Origin of the sequence: Hymenobacter sp. UYP22, from assembly GCF_040547285.1 — a bacterium.
Classification (GTDB): domain Bacteria; phylum Bacteroidota; class Bacteroidia; order Cytophagales; family Hymenobacteraceae; genus Hymenobacter.
The window spans coordinates 124,035-140,406 of the sequence record NZ_JBEPPK010000015.1 but is presented as its reverse complement, the minus strand read 5'-3'; the positions used below and the strand labels follow the sequence as shown (position 1 = coordinate 140,406).

At 58.5% G+C, this 16,372-nt stretch carries 14 protein-coding genes; 11 read left to right on the top strand and 3 right to left on the bottom strand.

Translation table 11 applies throughout. The annotated features are described in order from the left end of the window. Window positions 1-647: 647 nt before the first annotated feature. Complete coding sequence (locus tag ABIB60_RS19115; protein ID WP_354582079.1) at window positions 648-1,241, top strand: 3'-5' exonuclease family protein; 594 nt, start codon at window positions 648-650, stop codon at window positions 1,239-1,241. A 95-nt stretch (window positions 1,242-1,336) separates the two neighbouring features. Here the strand turns inward: ABIB60_RS19115 and ABIB60_RS19110 are convergent, their stop codons facing one another. The 3 genes from ABIB60_RS19110 to ABIB60_RS19100 form a co-directional block, all read right to left on the bottom strand. Further along, complete coding sequence (locus ABIB60_RS19110) at window positions 1,337-2,167, bottom strand: TPM domain-containing protein (protein ID WP_354582078.1); 831 nt, start codon at window positions 2,165-2,167, stop codon at window positions 1,337-1,339. Next, window positions 2,164-2,616: a TPM domain-containing protein gene (locus tag ABIB60_RS19105; RefSeq protein ID WP_315998277.1), complete on the bottom strand. Its 453-nt coding sequence runs from the start codon at window positions 2,614-2,616 to the stop codon at window positions 2,164-2,166. The genes ABIB60_RS19110 and ABIB60_RS19105 overlap by 4 nt, the downstream gene beginning before the upstream one ends. Before the next feature lie 82 nt (window positions 2,617-2,698). Further along, complete coding sequence (locus ABIB60_RS19100; RefSeq protein WP_315998278.1) at window positions 2,699-3,277, bottom strand: LemA family protein; 579 nt, start codon at window positions 3,275-3,277, stop codon at window positions 2,699-2,701. A 225-nt stretch (window positions 3,278-3,502) separates the two neighbouring features. On the opposite strand from ABIB60_RS19100, the gene ABIB60_RS19095 reads away from it, so the two are divergent. The 10 genes from ABIB60_RS19095 (at window position 3,503) to ABIB60_RS19050 (ending at window position 16,366) form a co-directional block, all read left to right on the top strand. Then, window positions 3,503-4,504 carry a sugar phosphate nucleotidyltransferase gene (locus ABIB60_RS19095; RefSeq protein WP_354582077.1) on the top strand — a complete coding sequence of 334 codons (1,002 nt, stop codon included), beginning with the start codon at window positions 3,503-3,505 and terminating at the stop codon, window positions 4,502-4,504. A gap of 138 nt (window positions 4,505-4,642) precedes the next feature. Beyond that, window positions 4,643-6,016 (top strand): hypothetical protein, encoded by a 1,374-nt coding sequence (locus tag ABIB60_RS19090; protein ID WP_354582076.1) that lies wholly within the window; start codon window positions 4,643-4,645, stop codon window positions 6,014-6,016. A gap of 166 nt (window positions 6,017-6,182) precedes the next feature. Next, window positions 6,183-6,575 carry a hypothetical protein gene (locus tag ABIB60_RS19085; protein WP_354582075.1) on the top strand — a complete coding sequence of 131 codons (393 nt, stop codon included), beginning with the start codon at window positions 6,183-6,185 and terminating at the stop codon, window positions 6,573-6,575. Window positions 6,576-6,677: 102 nt separating this feature from the next. Further along, complete coding sequence (locus tag ABIB60_RS19080; protein ID WP_354582074.1) at window positions 6,678-8,126, top strand: hypothetical protein; 1,449 nt, start codon at window positions 6,678-6,680, stop codon at window positions 8,124-8,126. 136 nt (window positions 8,127-8,262) lie between these two features. Next, complete coding sequence (tnpA, locus tag ABIB60_RS19075) at window positions 8,263-8,691, top strand: IS200/IS605 family transposase (RefSeq protein ID WP_354582073.1); 429 nt, start codon at window positions 8,263-8,265, stop codon at window positions 8,689-8,691. A gap of 217 nt (window positions 8,692-8,908) precedes the next feature. After that, on the top strand, window positions 8,909-12,373 hold the full coding sequence (locus ABIB60_RS19070) for a hypothetical protein (protein WP_354582072.1): 3,465 nt from the start codon (window positions 8,909-8,911) through the stop codon (window positions 12,371-12,373). Between the two features lie 88 nt (window positions 12,374-12,461). Further along, complete coding sequence (locus tag ABIB60_RS19065; RefSeq protein ID WP_354582071.1) at window positions 12,462-12,845, top strand: DUF6678 family protein; 384 nt, start codon at window positions 12,462-12,464, stop codon at window positions 12,843-12,845. An 89-nt stretch (window positions 12,846-12,934) separates the two neighbouring features. Further along, window positions 12,935-14,392: a hypothetical protein gene (locus ABIB60_RS19060; RefSeq protein ID WP_354582070.1), complete on the top strand. Its 1,458-nt coding sequence runs from the start codon at window positions 12,935-12,937 to the stop codon at window positions 14,390-14,392. 134 nt (window positions 14,393-14,526) lie between these two features. Beyond that, window positions 14,527-15,987 (top strand): hypothetical protein, encoded by a 1,461-nt coding sequence (locus ABIB60_RS19055; RefSeq protein ID WP_354582069.1) that lies wholly within the window; start codon window positions 14,527-14,529, stop codon window positions 15,985-15,987. A gap of 43 nt (window positions 15,988-16,030) precedes the next feature. After that, a complete protein-coding gene (locus tag ABIB60_RS19050) occupies window positions 16,031-16,366 on the top strand; it encodes a DUF6193 family natural product biosynthesis protein (protein WP_354582068.1) in 336 nt (111 codons plus the stop codon). Window positions 16,367-16,372: the final 6 nt, after the last annotated feature.

The window sequence follows — 16,372 nt, the reverse complement described above, 5'->3', positions numbered from 1 at the left end:
ACGTGTCTGGAAAATTGGCTCGCCCTACACTGGCTCGCATTTACGGCGCTCCTGTTGCGTAAAATCGCCCGAAAACCCACTTCCTAAACAGCTTCCGCCTTAAGATTAGCGTATTACAAGTTACCAGGTGCTCAAGCCTAGTTTTGTTCAACGCTGTTTCCAATTGGGTTCCTCGGCATATAGCAAGTTCACGAACGATGTAGCGGCGGTGTAGCGGCGCGTACTGGCGCTTCCCTATTGCACGGTAATGCGGCGGTGGCGCAGAGGAGAAGACGCCAGTAGGTGCCTCTACATCGTTCACGAAACCGCTATAGTACAAAGTGCTACCATTCCATCAGTTACAAGCACGATGGAGTTGTGCTCCGGTCCGGCGGCCGAAGTTCGTCGGGCCCGCTGCCGGCAGCTGACACTCAGACGACGGAACACCCTTCACAGGCGACAACCAGTCCGGCGGGCTGCGTCCATCAAGCCGGTACACGGTTCGCAAAACTGCTGTAGAACAGGTGTAGGGCCGATAAATCTACTCTCTCACCCGTAACTGGGGTTGCTGTGCCACCCATTCGGAGAAACCATAGCCTGACTATGGCTGAGCTGTGGGGCAACCGGAGCTTGGCCGTGGTAGTTGGTATCTGCGTACAGGCAGTACCATGCGCTATATCTCCCTTGATCTTGAAACCTCCGGCAGCAACCCTTTGCGGCACCAGATTCTGGAGCTGGCCGCCGTCGTGGAAGACACTAAGCAGCTGAGGCCTCTGGCGGAGTTGCCTGCGTTCCGGCGGGTGGTGCGCCACCCCGAGCTGGTGGGCACGGCCGGTGCTCTGGCCCTGAACGCGGGTCTGCTGCAGGAACTGGCTTGTAAAGAACCGAACCCCGAGCTGTGCGCGCCCACCGAGCTACTGCCTCAATTGCGGGATTTTCTGCTGGCGCAGGGCTTCAAAGCCGATAAAAAGGATTGCGTGGCGGTAACCATGGCCGGAAAGAATATTGCCGTATTTGACCTGGGTTTTTTACGGGAGCTGCCTGGTTATGGCACCCTGGTACGCGCCGAGCCCGCCATGCTGGACCCGGCCGCTTTTTACCTTAACTGGCGTAAAGACTCGCGCTTGCCCACCATGCAAATCTGCAAGGCCCGCGCCGGCTTCGAGGATGATACCGTAGCCCACCAGGCGCTGGCCGACGCGCTGGACGTAGTGCAGTTGCTGCGGCCTTTCTATGAGCTGCCCGTGTATAAGGTGAAATAGTGAGGTGGTGAGCTAGTGAGCTTGATATCCTATCGGCGCAAGTAGCGCTTACGGAACGTCAAACTCACTAGCTCACCACCTCACTATTTCACCACTTACCAGTCGCCGGAAGCACCGCCGCCACCGGAGCTGCCACCGCCGAAGCCCCCAAAGCCACCGCCTCCGCCACCACCGCCCCAGCTGCCACCACCGCCGCCAAATACGCCGCGGCCGCCACTGAAGTCGCCAAAGATGATGGGGGGAATCATGGCGCCGCCAAAGCCCCGGTTGCGGCGGCCACCGCTGCCGCCGCCCCGGTTACGGAACAGGATAAACAGGATTAGCACGGCAATAATTACCCAAAAGCCGATACCGGAGCCGCTGGAGTCTTCGCGGCCGCGCTGGGCCCGGGGCTGAGTGGCAGGGTCAGCTTTATACTCGCCCTTGGCTAAGGCAATAAGCTGGTCGGTAGCCCGGTCTAGGCCTTCGTAGTAGCGGTTTTCCTTGAAAGCCGGGGTGAGGGTGGAGGTAATAATACGTTTTGCCAACGCATCCGGAATAGCTCCCTCCAAGCCGTAGCCGGGCTGAATACGCACCTTGCGTTCCTGCTCAGCCACCAGAATCAGAACCCCGTTGTTGTTATTCTTCTGGCCAATACCCCAGCTCTCGTACAGCTGCTGAGTGTAACCAGCAATGTCGTAGTCGCCAAGGGTGGGCACCGTTACAATGGCAATCTGCGAAGAAGTAGAGTCGTTATAGGCAACCAGCTTGCGCTCCAACTGCTCCACCTGCTGAGGCTGCAGCATACCCGCCAGGTCGTTTACCAGGCGGGGCGGATTAGGCCGGGGTGGTACATTCTGGGCCAGAGCCGCCAACTGAGTCAGCAGCAGACACAATACCAGCCACCAACTTCGGGAAACGCGGGCGAAAGAAAGCAATGGCCTCATGAGCGGGTAGGCGTATTGCCGAAGGAAATAGAATCGTCCAGTTCGTTTTGGTCGGTGGCAGAATCGTAGGGGAAGTAGCGCCGTAACTGCTCGCCTACCAGCCGAATACCCTGCTCCAAGCCATTCACGTACTTCTCGGATCGGAAATGCTGGAGTACGTTCTCCTTGGCTGTTTCCCAGAAATCATCGGGTACCACGGAGTTGATGCCCGCGTCGCCGATAACGGCAAACTGCCGACTCTGCCAGGCCAGATAAAATAGCACCCCGTTGCGCTGGGCAGTGCGGTGCATACCAAGCTCCGCAAATACCTGCGCCGCCCGGTCCAGCGGTTCCGGGGTAGGGCAGGTGTCTTCCAGGTGTACCCGGATTTCGCCGGAAGTGCGCAGCTCGGCCTGGCGGATAGCCGCTACCAGCGCTGCTTCCTGCTCTGGGGTGAGAGGGTTGGTCATAGTTAGGTGTTAGTAAGCAGTTGCCAGTTGTCAGCCCCAGAATAGTTCTGACAACTGACAACTGGCAACCAACAACCCAAAATTAGAACTGTACAGTAGGCGCTTTTTGGGCGGCCGCGTCGGCCTCGAAGTAAGGCTTCTCCTTGAAGCCGAACATGCCGGCAAACAGGTTGTTGGGGAAGCTCTTAATGTAGCCGTTGTAGTCGTTGGTTACTACGTTCAGCTTGTTGCGCTCCACATTGATGCGATTTTCGGTGCCTTCAATCTGGGCCTGCAGCTCCTGGAAGTTGGCGTTAGCCTTCAACTCCGGATAGTTTTCCGATACGGCCAGCAGACGGCCTAGGCCCGCACTCACCTGCGACTGGGCTTCCTGGAACTGCTTCAGGTTTTCGGGGGTCAGGTCGTTGGCATTCAGCTGCACGCTGGTGGCTTTGGCGCGGGCCTCAATCACCTCCGTCAGGGTCGACTTCTCAAAGTTAGCGGCGCCTTTTACCGTGTTTACCAAGTTCGGAATCAGGTCGGAGCGGCGCTGGTAGGCACTTTGCACGTTGCCCACCTGAGCTTTCACGGCCTGGTCTTTGGAAACCATGGAGTTGTACCCGCAGGACGACTGAGTAAGCAGCAGCACTAGGCCGGCGAAATAGAGCAGAAAGCGTTTCATAAAAGTGAGGGAGAGTTAAAAAATGGAAGAGAGAAGCAAATTAAAGGCTTGCTAACTTCGTAGCTGCCGTTGTGGTTTACCAGTAGGCTCTGCGCCTGGGAGCGTGCCAGGTGCAAAACTATGGTGCTGCAACGTACGAATTCAGGCCCGGGCGGTTGTGCTGGGCGGTTGCTCCGGCGGCTTTGTGTATTTTGCGCTTCGGTGCTTCCCGATTTTTCTCCCCTCATGAAAGCAGTTATTCCCGTAGCCGGTATCGGCTCCCGCCTGCGCCCCCATACGCACACCCAGCCCAAAACGCTGGTGCCCGTGGCCGGCAACACCATCCTGGGTCATATCATCGACCGGCTGATGGACGCCGGGGTGCAGGAGTTCGTCTTTATCATTGGTTATCTGGGGGAGAAAGTGGAGAGCTACGTGCGCAAGCAATACCCGCAGCTGCGCAGCACCTTTGTAGTACAGGAGCCCCGCGAGGGTATCGCCCATGCCCTGTGGCTGGCCCGGGAGCAGTTTCGCCATGAGCAGGATGGCATCCTGATTTTGCTCGGGGATACCATTGTGGATGTAGACCTGCCCGCCATGATGGCTACGCCCGGTAACGTGCTGGCCGTGAAAGAAGTAAAAACCCCCTCGTTATTTGGTCTGGTAGAAACCGGTGCCGGTGGCCGCGTAACCAAAGTGGTGGAAAAGCCGCGAATTCCGAAGTCGAACTACGCCCTGGTAGGCCTCTACAAGCTGGCCAACCCCGACTGGCTGGCTTCGGCCCTGGAGCGCATCATCGACCAGGACCAGCGTACCCACGGTGAGTTTCAACTCACCGATGCGCTGATGCTCATGATTCAGGATGGGGCCGAAATGGTGACTACGTCCGTGGATAACTGGTTTGACTGCGGCCGGAAAGAAAGCCTGCTGGAAGCCAATGCCCGCTTGCTCAACCGCCCCGAGTTCCTGAAGCGCCGCGAGTTTCCCGAGTTTCCGGATACCATCATCATCCCACCCGTCAGCATCGGCAAAGACTGCCAGATTTCCGGCTCCATCATTGGCCCCAACGTAGCCATCGGCGACCGGACTATCGTCAAGAATACTATTCTGAGCGAGTCCATCATTGGCTCCTACAGCGAGTTGCGCTCCGCCGTCATGCACGACTGCATCGTCGGCTCCGATGCCCTGTTCAAAGGCACCCGTCACAGCCTCAACATCGGCGACAACACGGAAATCGACTACAGCTAAGGGATGGTGAAGTTGTGAAATGGTGAAGTTGTGAAATGTTCTGTCTACTGGTGTGGTCAGACCATTTCACCACTTCACCATTTCACAACTTCACCACTCATGTATCCGCTGCGGGCAGATTGTCGTTACTTTAGCCCGATGCGCTACCTGACCTCCTTCCCCCGCCTGCTGCCCGCCCTGGGCCTGTCGTTGCTACTGTGCGGCTGTTACTCTCGCTCCGATATGAAATCGGAGGAGGGAGCCGCTGTTTCTGAAAAGCCGAAGGCTGAATTACCCGATAATGTACGGCCTACGGAGGCGCCCGGCGTGGAAGCCCCGGAGGAAGCGGCTGATGTAACAAATAGCGCGGCTGCTCAGCCCCTGCAAGCCGTGAACGTGTTTCTGGAAGTATCGGGCTCGATGGAAGGCTTCATGCCCAAAACCGGCGTTAGCGGCGAAAATACCAAGTTTCAGCAGCACGTAGCACAGCTGCTTTCGGAAATTAATCGCACCCGGGCCGCGCGGCAGAAGACGTTCTTCCGCATCAAGGAGAAGCCATACAAGGACACGTATTCGGGTATTTCCGGCACCGTGCGCAGCGGCATTCAGCAGCCGGCCAAAAGCACCGAACTGCCCGCCGTGCTCGATACGCTGATGACGCGCTATTACCAGCCCGGTACCGTAAATGTGCTGATTTCGGACTTCATCTATTCCCCGAAAAACGCCGGGGCCATTCCCTACATCAAAACCGACATTACCGACGCGCTGCAGCGCAACGGCGCGCAACAAGGCTTGGCCGTGTCGGTGTACGGCTACCTCTCAGATTTCCGGGGTACGTACTATCCGGCCCTGAAAGCGGCGGGCAAGAAAACCAACTGCTGCGACACCGAAATACCCTACTACATCTGGGTGCTGGGCCCCGCCGATGCCGTGCGCCGCTTCGATGCCGCCTTGTTGGAACAGCAACCCGCCAAACAGGCCCACTTCGGCGTTACGTATCCGCGCCCAGCCTACTCGGTGCTCGATAAATACCAGAACAAAGGCGCGTGGTACTACGGCGACGCCGGGGCCAGCAAGCGCACGGCCGGTACTTACCGCGTGGTGGCCGTGTCGGAAGTCTCGGCCCAGCAGCCGGTGGAGTTTGTGGTGGGCCTGAACCTGGGCCAGCTGCCCGGCCAGTATAAGGATGTGGCCTACCTCAAGCAGAACCTGAATCTGGAAGGCGTGGATACCGACGCCAAACTGCTGGACGTAATGGCCGCCACCGACCAGACCAAAGCCAGCAGCGGCCCCCAGAGCAAGTTCACGCACTTCGCCAAGGTGCGCCTGACGCGGCAGCCGAAAGCGGCCCGCCCACTGGTGCTGCGCCTCCAAGACCAGCGCCCCGCGTGGGTGGCCCAGTGGACTACCCGCAACGACGGCACGCCCGCTCCCAAAACCTTTGCCCTCAGCTCTCTGCTCGATGGCCTAGAGCCCGCCAACTCAACCCGCCCAATTTTTGAGTTGCCACTCACCTTACAACCAGCTGAATAGCGCTACGGCCGAGTTGCAGGTGGCCTGTATTGACCCACTTATTCACCGATTTGGAACGGTTTTCGTTCCTTGGTAACGAGGAACGGCTGATGCCCGGCCTCACAATTTCGTATCCTTCTCATCGTTCCACGGGTTGCCGGCCCGGAGCCCGGCATCACCTCTTTCCATGAAAGCATTCTTCCGCTTCCTCTACGAACTCATCGGCAACCCCCAGCCCCCGGCGGATACGCCCGTGTACCGCGACGTTATCTTCCCCAACCTCGGGTTGTTGAACCTGGGCATTTCTGCCGGGCTGGCGCTGGTTTTCTACCTGCTCATCAACCGCGCTATGGGCGTGGCTACCTTCAACAAAGGCCGTCACTGGAGCATTTTCCTGGTGCTAAATGCGCTGATTGCCTTTGTAGTGACCATCTGGCAAACTAACGCCCAGCAGGTCACCGACCATAGCTATATCTACTGGCTGGCCACCTGGAACGCCATTCTGGCCCTGGTGTGGTTCTTCATTTTCTCGCTGCTGTTCAAGCGCGCCTCCACCAACGCCAGCACCACACCGTTTTAGTATTGAGTACTGGGTATTGAGTAGTGAGTCGGCGACAAGCCAACTGTGCTGTAAGCTCAATCCCGTTTCTAGCTACTCAATACCTACTACTCCCTCCAACTCATGGCTAAACTCTTTTTATTCGGTATTGGCGGCACGGGTTCCCGCGTGATTCGCTCGCTCACGATGCTGCTGGCTGCGGGCGTGGACCTGCCCAACTGCGACCGGGTAGTGCCCATCATCATCGACCCCGACGCCCACAACGGCGACATGAACCGCACGGTGCAGCTGCTGCAGAGCTATCAGCAGATCTACAAGCGCCTCGGTCCCCGCGAAGAAGGCTTCTTCAAGACCGATATCAGTACGCTGAGTGGCATTTCGCAGGATGTGAATGGCTCAGTGAAGGACACCTTCATCTTCGACTTCGGCGGCATCAACCAGAGCTTCCGGCAGTACCTGAGCTATGATGGCCTGTCGGTTGATTCCAAGGGCTTGGTGGATTTGTTGTTCACGCAGGATAACTTGGAAAGCCCGCTAACCATTGGTTTCCGCGGTTCCCCGAACGTGGGCAGTATAGTACTGAACAAGCTGGTGGAAAGCCCAGAAATGCGGTTTTTTGCGGATAACTTCCAAGATGGTGACCGGGTATTCTTTGTGTCGAGCATCTTCGGCGGTACGGGTGCGGCGGGTTTCCCGCTCATGCTCAAGAACCTGAAGGACACCAACACGCGCCTCAGCAACGCCCGCTATCTCCGCGACGCGCCCACCGGTGCCGTGACGGTGATGCCCTACTTCGCCCTCCAAAGCGAAGACAACGCCGTCATCGACTCCAACAACTTCCTGACGAAAACCAAGGCGGCGCTCAGCTACTACGAGCACAACCTGCAGGGCCTCGACGCGCTGTACTACCTCGCCGACACGCCCGACACGCCCTACGAAAACCAGCCCGGCGGCACCCAGCAGAAGAACAAGGCCCACGTAATAGAGCTGTTGGCGGCTCTGAGCATCGTGGACTTCATGCGCTACTCGCCCGCCGAGCTGCGCACCGGCGGCCCGCACTTCCACGAGTACGGCCTGAACCAGGACGCGCCGGAGCTGCAATTCAGCCACCTGCCCGACGAGACGCGGGAAATCATGGCTAAGCAGCTCACGCAGTTCCTGTACTTCACGCGCTACCACAAGCAGCACCTGCCCACCGACAAAGCCCCCTACGCCGACAACCTGAAGCTGGACTACGCCATGCGCAACGAGCCCATCTTCCGGGAACTGAACACCTTCCTGCACAGCCAGGACTCGGGCGTGGACCAGTGGCTGCAGGAGCTGGCCCAGAACCGCCGCGCCTTCCGTCCCTTCGACCTGCAAACCGACGATTTCAACGCCATGATTCTCGGCAAGCCGGTGGAGAAGAAGTGGAACGACTTCTTCAACAAAGGCCTCAGCCACAACTACCTACTCGACAACCTCAACAAAACTGAGAAGTCCATTCAGGAACCCGACAACTTCCGCAAGCTGCTGGAGCTGTTCTATGATGTGACCGATAAGGCGTTTGAGGAGAAGGTGAAGGTGGTGTAGCCCGCGCGGCCCGGCCGTCCCAAGTGTCGCAGGGTTGAAACCCTGGGCTAGTCAGCGGGAGGGCGGTTATTCATTGAGAAATGCTCCGTAGTCCAGGGTTTCAACCCTGGGACATCGGGCCATTAGGATAAGAAGTATGAGCCACGTTTTTCAGTCGTTGTGGGTGCATGTTACGTGGGCTACCAAAAACCGGCAGCCTTGGCTCACGGCGGAACTGAAACCAGTGCTGTTTAACCAGATTCGACACATTGCGGAAACAGGCAACATTCACCTCGACTTTCTGAACGGCGTTCATGACCACGTGCACTGCCTGCTTTCGTTGCGCACCACTGACCGGCTGGATTTGGTGATGCAACAGCTAAAGGGCAAAAGCGCGCGCTGGGTAAATGAGCAGGGCCTGACGGATTTCACCTTCGGCTGGCAGAATGGCTACGGCGCGTTTTCTGTGAGTCCATCGCATGTAGAGCGGGTGCGCAACTACATCCGCAACCAGGAAAAACACCATCAAGAACAGGATTACTGGCAGGAAATGGAAATGCTGGAAAAGATGGCGCGGGTACCATGAGGTGCAGGCGGCGCAGGCGGCGCGGGCGGCGCACATATCCCAGGGCTGAAGCCCTGGGCTAGTCAGCGAAAACCGAACAATCTGCTCCGTAGCCCAGGGCTTCAGCCCTGGGACATCTGCAATACCCGCGCCGCCCGCATCCAGCACCACTCCGCCAACCAAGAACAGAATCGCTAACTAGCCCAGGGTTTCATCTCTGGGAACCCCGGAAAACGATATGGCCAAAGTCCTTCGCTTACACAACAACGGCTCCCAGCAGGTGCAGGGCTGGCAGAAAACTGCCCCCGTTACCAGCACCGAAATCAACACCGTGACGGACCCCGCGGGGGGTAAGTCGCGCAACCTGGCCGTGAGCATCCCGACGCCGTTTGCGCGGATGCACCTGTTTGAAACGGCTTTCGACTTCCTGGCCCGCGAAGGGCAGCGTAACCCCGGCTCGGTGTACCACGAGCTGACGACGCACTTCTGGGACTTGCTGGAGCTGCTCTACAACTACCACCTCTACACCCAGGCCGGCCGCAAAATCACGTTGCGCCGCTGGAATGCCGAGGCCGAAATCCGCCGGATGCGGCAGGAGGAGGGTACGCGCCTGCTGGGCGAAACCCTGCAGCTGTATATGCAGGACGAGCGGTTCCGCGACTTTTCCGACATGTACCTGGTGTACTATGAGTCGCCGGAGCTGGCGGGTGGTACGCGCCTGCTGGGTGGTACCTCGCCGCTGACCATCCTGTTCACCGGCCCTGCTGTGGAGCCACTGGATCTGGAGCGCCCGCAGGCTCGCGGCCACTATTTCGACAAGCAAACGGTGTTGCTCGAAGACCGGGACCCGCAGTTTCGGGAGTTTGTGTACGAGCTGTTCTTGGCCTACCCGCAGCTGCAGCGCCGCGAGTTTGCCGGCAGCGTGTACGCCGGCCTCGACCGCTCAAAAATCAACCAGCTCCAGATGCAGGGCGACCGGAGCGCCCAGCAGTTTGCTACCCGCTACCCGGCTCTGGCCGACGTGCAGGGCAACCTGGTGAGCGTGAAAGGCGTGCCCCTGCCCGGCCGCGCCGACCAGTCGGCCGTGACCAGCTCCGACCTATTCATCCAGCCTACCCGCGAGGCGGTTGGCGGCCGGCCACGCCCTCTGGTGCTCCGCCCCAACCTGACCATGCCCGGGGCCAACTACCTCAACGGCCAGCCTTGGGACGACCGTACGCCGGTGCCGTACTATGATGAACTGGCGCTGGAAAGCCGTGTGCTGCCCGGTAAAGGCTTCAAGTACCCCTACCTCACGGTGGGCGACTTGCTGGAAGACTCTTTGGTGGAGTTGCCCTACGAGCTGAATACGCAGCGTTTCCATACCGGCAAAGTCACGTTCCAATACGGCGCCGATGGGCAAGGCCGGGCACGTTTCCCGTATTTGTTGCCGCTGAAGCAAGCCTTCTTCGAGTACTTTACCGAAAACGAGCTGGCGGAGCTGCTCACCTTTACCATCGACCTAAGCCACGTGCGCGTGCAGCTGCGGGTGCCGGTGCAGGCGGGCCGCTTTATCACGTTTGAGCGCAGCTACTACACCAATCCGCAAAACCCGAAAGATGCCCAGGGCCGCGAGATTCTGGAGAAGGGCCGTATTGTGAAGGCCGCCGTGGGCGTGGGCGTGTTCCCGTTCTACAAAGTGCGCTACCAGCCCGAGTATAACGACTTGTATAAGGTGATGCTGGTGGATGCCGACAACGGGCCCACCATGCTCAACCGCCGCTACGACCTCACGTTCTTCGTGAATGGGGAGCGGATTACGGAGCAGGGGGCTGCCCGCCGCGCCACCCGCTACGAGCGCACCCAGAAGAGCATGGCCACCGCCGGCAGCACGTACTACGAAGTCACCGGCACGCACTTCGACCTCGCGGAGCTGACCTGCCCGCCCGCCACCATCGGCGCGGAGCCGGCCAGGGGCCTGCTGGTGCCGCGCTGGCGTGAGCTGGACCGCGGCACCCGCCGCTTCACCTTCGCGGTGGATTTTGGCACCACCAACACCCACATTGCCTACGCCGATTCGCCCACGGCCCACCCGCGCCCTCTCACCATTGGGGAGGCCGATGTGCAGGTGGAGTGGTTACACGCCCCGGTGGCCGACGCCGGCCTCTCAGCGGCGCAACGCTACCGTACCGGTGCCGGGCAAATCTGGACGCACATTGCCACCCTGCAGAACCGGGAGTTTGTGCCCAGCTTCGTGGGAGAAGGCGGGTCGGCCTACGAATTCCCGATTCGGACGGCCGTGTGCGAAACCACGTCGTTTGCCAACGAGCCGGCCAAGGTGCTCAGCAACATCAACATCGGTTTCAGCATCAATACCGAAACCACGGCCGAGCTGCCCCAGAACCGGTTTGTAACCAACCTGAAATGGTCGGCCGAGCTGGACCCGCAGGGCGTGGCCCGTATCGAGGCGTTTTTCCGGGAAATTCTGCTGCTGCTGCGCCACAAGGCCGCGCTGCATGGCGGTATTCTGGAGGATACCCGGGTGGTGTGGTTTGCGCCGCTGAGCTTCGATGGGTTTCTGCGCAACCAGTTCCAGCAGGTGTGGGACGAGTCGTTCCAGCAGGTGTTCAAAACGCGCCGCGCTACCATCTGCCTCACCGAGTCGGTGGCGCCGTACTACTACCTCACCGCCACCAATCAGGTAGTGCCTAACCGCGACGAAAACGTGGTGAACATCGACATCGGTGGCGGTACCACCGACCTGCTGCTCTTTGCCGACCAGAAACCGGCTTTCAGCACCTCGTTCCGCTTCGCCGGCGACGACCTGTGGGGTGACGGGTACGCCCGCGTGCAGGGTGCGCCCAAGCAGAACGGTCTGCTCCGCCTCGGCGTGGGCCACGTGGAAAGCCTGCCCGACTCCGAGCAAAACCAGGAGTACAAAGGCTACCTGCGCGCCGCCCTCAGCAACACTGACTTCGGCTCCGCCGACGTGACCAGCCTGCTGTTCAAGTACGATGATGCCCTGCGCTTTACCCAGGCGCTAGGCTTAGGAAAAGGCCGGCAGTTGCGGGTGCTGTTCTACCTGCACTACACCAGCATTATCTACCACACGGCCCAACTCACCAAGCACCTCGGCCTGAAAACGCCGCGCTACCTGTGCTTCTCGGGTAAAGGCAGCCTCTACCTGCGCCTGCTGGCCGGGGGCAGCTCCCTGGTGGCCATCGAAAAGATTACGAAAGCCATCTTCCAAGCCGTAACCGGCACCGAGCCGCCCCACAACTTCCGCGTCATCCTGGCCGACAACCCCAAGGAAGCCACCACCAACGGCGGCGTGCTGTTCGAGGAAAAAACCACCACCGACTACGACAACATCAAGCCCGTGAAGTACAGCGGCGCTGTGGAAGGCACCGAGCTCAACCAGCAGCGCCTGAAACTGAACCAGGTGGATGCCGCCCTGAAGGATACCGTGCTGGAAAACGTGCGTAACTACCTCACCCTGGTGCTGGAAGGCGACGATGTGGCCCCTTACCTGCGCGAAGTGGGCGTGGACGTGGACCGCCAGCGCGTAAAAGACATCCTGCTCCGCGAAATCGAAGACAGCCTGAGCCTGGGCCTGCACCAGTTCCAGCGCCAGCTCTCCTCCGACGAAACCCTGCCGGAAACCCTATTCTTTCTGCCGCTGAAACAGGCTCTGTACAACCTGAGCCGCGAACTACAGGCGTAACACTACTGGCGCGGTGGCCCAGGGTTGAAACCCTGGGCTAGGCAGCGGCTATGCTTCTGAAAAGATTAGCAATAAAGTGTCTGGTCTTATGCAAAATGACAAGATAATGGAGTTCATTTTCGCGAACCAGCTTGCATCCGTCATGAACCGGACGAAATGGAAGGAACTGGCGCAGGAGATGACTTACCATCCAGAGTTCAATCCGGAGGTACGCATCAAGTATGTCAATGACGAACTAACAGGCTATAGCTTTTATCATCTTGACTGGGAATGGGTCAAGTCTGGGGATGTGAGAGTAATAGAGTGGATGGAAATTGATTCAACCCGCCGAACCTATGTGGGGCGGTTGGTGGATAAGTCTACTGTCGATTTTAGCTCTTGGGTTCGACAGGCTTTGCGTAAACATTCCATTCCCTTTGACGAGACAGAAGGAATCTTCAGAATAAATGGCTACTTGAAACCGAATAGTTGACAACAACTGCTCCCGCTTATCCTTCTGCTGACTAGCCCAGGGTTTCAACCCTGGGAACCAAGTTCGCCCTCTTTCTACCCCAACACCCTATGATCCTTTCTCGTCGCGCTGCTTCTTTGCTTTCCGGACTGCTGCTACTGGCGGCGGGCAGCCATGCCCAAACGCCCCTCGGCCAGCCAACATTGGAAGAGCGGAAAGTGCAGATATGGTGTGCTACCGCCAAATTCGTGTACGAGGATACCGGCCACCCGGAATTGAAAAGCCAGTTGCAGTGTGGCGGGTCGTTGAAGGCGCTAGAGGGTAGCATTAAATCGGATAACCAGCGGGTGTACTCGGCGCTGTACCAGCCGCTGGAGGTACAGGGCGTGATGTACAAAGGCCTGGGTTCCGACAACTCCCGCCTGCAGACACTGGTGCGCGAAATCATCAACCGACTGCGCACGTCTCCGTCGCGCAAGGGCAATGCTGCCCGGTTGGCCGGCGTGACGAAGCTGGAAACGGCCCTAAAAAACTACCTCGACCAAGGCACGCCCATCGGCGACCTGCCTGCTGCCGAAGCCGCCGTTGAGACCGAAACCGTAGACACCACTGCCACCACCGACGAAGCCACGGCCGCCGCCCCCGGCGACGCGGGTTTGGACGAGGCTGGCGTTGCCACGCCCGTTGCCGCCGCTACCACCGGGGCAGGGGAAAGCCTGATGAACAAGTTCTTTGGCCCGCTGGCTCTGATTCTGGCGCTGCTGAGCTTGGTGCTGTACGCGTTGCTGAAGCGTAGCATTGGCGCGTCCTGGAAAGAAATCAACGCCCGCATCGACAAACGCCGGGACGATATTGCCGCGCTGCAAACCAGCCCCAGCAGCGCCGGTGGCAAAACGACCGACCGTTTCTCCCCGGCCCAACTGCGCGAGTTGGAGCAGCTAATTCAGCAGCGGGTAGAACAGGAGCTGCAGAAACGCCAGCCCCAGCAGAAATCTGCTCCGGCTGCAGCGCTTACAGCTGCCGCTAAGCCAACCCCACCGCCCGCACCACAACCCGTTGCGGCAGCTCCGGTTCCCGTTGCCTCAACCCCAACTCAGGCCGTTTCACCTGCACCAGTTGCTCCGGCTCCGGTTCAGCCAATGGAAACGCCGGTTGGCAGTGCGCCTGCTCCCACCACGCACGACGAGTTTGAAAGCCTAGTACCACCTGTGCAGCTACTTGCCACTCCAGCTGTTCCGGCCGCCGACCAGCCTCGCACGCGCTATGTGAAGGTGCCCGTGAACGGTACATTTAATGAGTACGACTTCTCGGACGAGCCCCAACACGACAGCATCTACGAGATTCACCTAGACCCGCAGTGGCCCGAGCTGGCCACGTTCAGCGTGACGCAGAACCCCGCCGTGCACGCCTACGCCATCCAGAGCGCGCAATATTCTCTGCGTGAAGCCTGCAAATACCAGCAGCCCGCTGGCCCGGTTACGCGCATCATAACGGAGGAAGAGGGTGTGCTGCGCAAAGTGGCTGGAGCTTGGCAGATTGAGCAGAAAGCCGCCATCCGATTCGAGTAAACCCTGTCCGTCATCCTGACGAAGGAAGGACCTTATCACAGCTGCACGAACTTCGTATCCACGATTCGTTTGAGCGTGATGAGGTCCTTCCTTCGTCAGGATGACGGGCAAAGAATAGCGTACTTTACGATTATATGCTGGAAATAATCCTCGAAATCCTGGTAGTAGCCGTGGTGGTGGGTTTGCAGATTCGCACGTTCCTGCAAACGCGGGCCAATGCGCGGCGGCTGGCGGCCCTGTATCCGCCCAAGGAAAGCCTGCGCGTAGAGCACCGCATTGTGCTGCCCGACGGCCGCGACGTGCCCGATTACGCCGCCGACGCGCCCCCCGAAGCCTTTGCCTCCAACCTCATCAAGGCCGAAAATGCTTCCCCGGAGTTCCAGGAAATCCTGCTGGATACTAACGACTACCTGCGCCACAACAAAGGAGCGGCCGCCGACTTTGGGATTCTGAAAGACATTTCGGAGCGGCAGAGTGAGGTGCTGGACAATGCGGTGCAGGCCGAGGTGGCCACTCCCTTGTACCTGGGGCTTCTGGGCACGTTTCTGGGCGTGATTCTGGGCCTCGTAGGCATTGCCCGCAATGGGGTGTCGGATGAAAACGCGCTGACTCCTTTCCTTACGGGTGTGCTGATTGCCATGACGGGCTCCTTTGTGGGGCTGCTGCTCACGCTGCTCGGCAACGGCGTGCTGCGCCAGGCCCGCCACCAGCTCGATCGGCTCCAGAACCAGTACTACACCTTCCTGCAAGCCCGCTTGCTGCCGGTGCTGCACGCCGATATGGCCAGCTCGCTCACCAACTTGAAGTCGGTGCTCGATGCCTTCAACCAGCAGTTTGTGGGCCAAATTGAGCTATTCAACCCCTTGCTGGAAAAGGTGACGCAGAACATCCGGGTGCAGAGTAACTTCCTGGAACGCCTCGATACCATCGGCTACGACAAGATGGCGGCGGCCAATATCATGGTGTTTGAGAAGGTGCGCGAGTCGGCCGAAATGTTCAGCGCCTTTACCGGCTACCAGCAGCGCCTCAACGAGATGTTGCAGAACGGCTACCACTCGGCCGAGGCCGTGAACAGCATCCTAGACCGACTGCGGGGCTTCGAGAAGGGCATCAACGACCTAGGCCAGTACATCGGCGGCAACAACAATTCGGTGCAGTTGATGCTGGATTTCTTCCAGAAGCACCAAGTGGAGCTGCGCAACCTCAAGGACCGCGCCGAGCAGCACATCGACCAGGCCGGCGTAGGCCTCGCCGACGTGATGGACAAGCGCCTGGCCTACAACGAGCGACAGGCCCAGCTGGCCTACGAGAAGTGGCAGCAGTATTTCGAGAAGCTGAACGCCGATAACGTCTTCGAGAAGCTGCTGAAACAGATGGAGCCCTTCCAGAACCTCAACACCCAGCAAGCCGACCTCAGCCGCGACGTAACCGCCACCCAGCGCGAGCTACTCCGCAAAATCGAGCTGGACTCGCAGGTGCAAGCCAAGCTGCTGCTGGAGTTATCCAGCCTGAACACAGTGCTGGTAAAAGCCACTTCCAAAAACCGTTTCCAGCGGTTTATGGACAGCTTGTTCGGTGGGGTGAAGCCGGTATAATATTGATGGGAATTGTCTTTTGTTAAATAGGTTAATAATTTAAATGGCTATCAATAAAGTAATTAACATTAACAATACATGGGCTGATGTTAGACAATGCTTATCTGAATTTCCTCTGCACTTTTACCCTGAAAAAACAATTGAATTATTAAATACATGCCGTGCAAATAGAAAATTAAGGTATTTATTCCCATACATCAGCTTAGGCCGTTTAGGCTTGCATTGTTACGAGCCTAGTCGGTTTGTGGTACATGATTATTTTCTGTGTATTTACTTTTACGACGGACGTTATGTCGTGTCAACGTATAATAATGAGAGAAAATGGTTTTTTGAGAATGCAGGAGAAGCTATCGGTTTTGTAGTTGATAATTTGAATTAGGAGTAC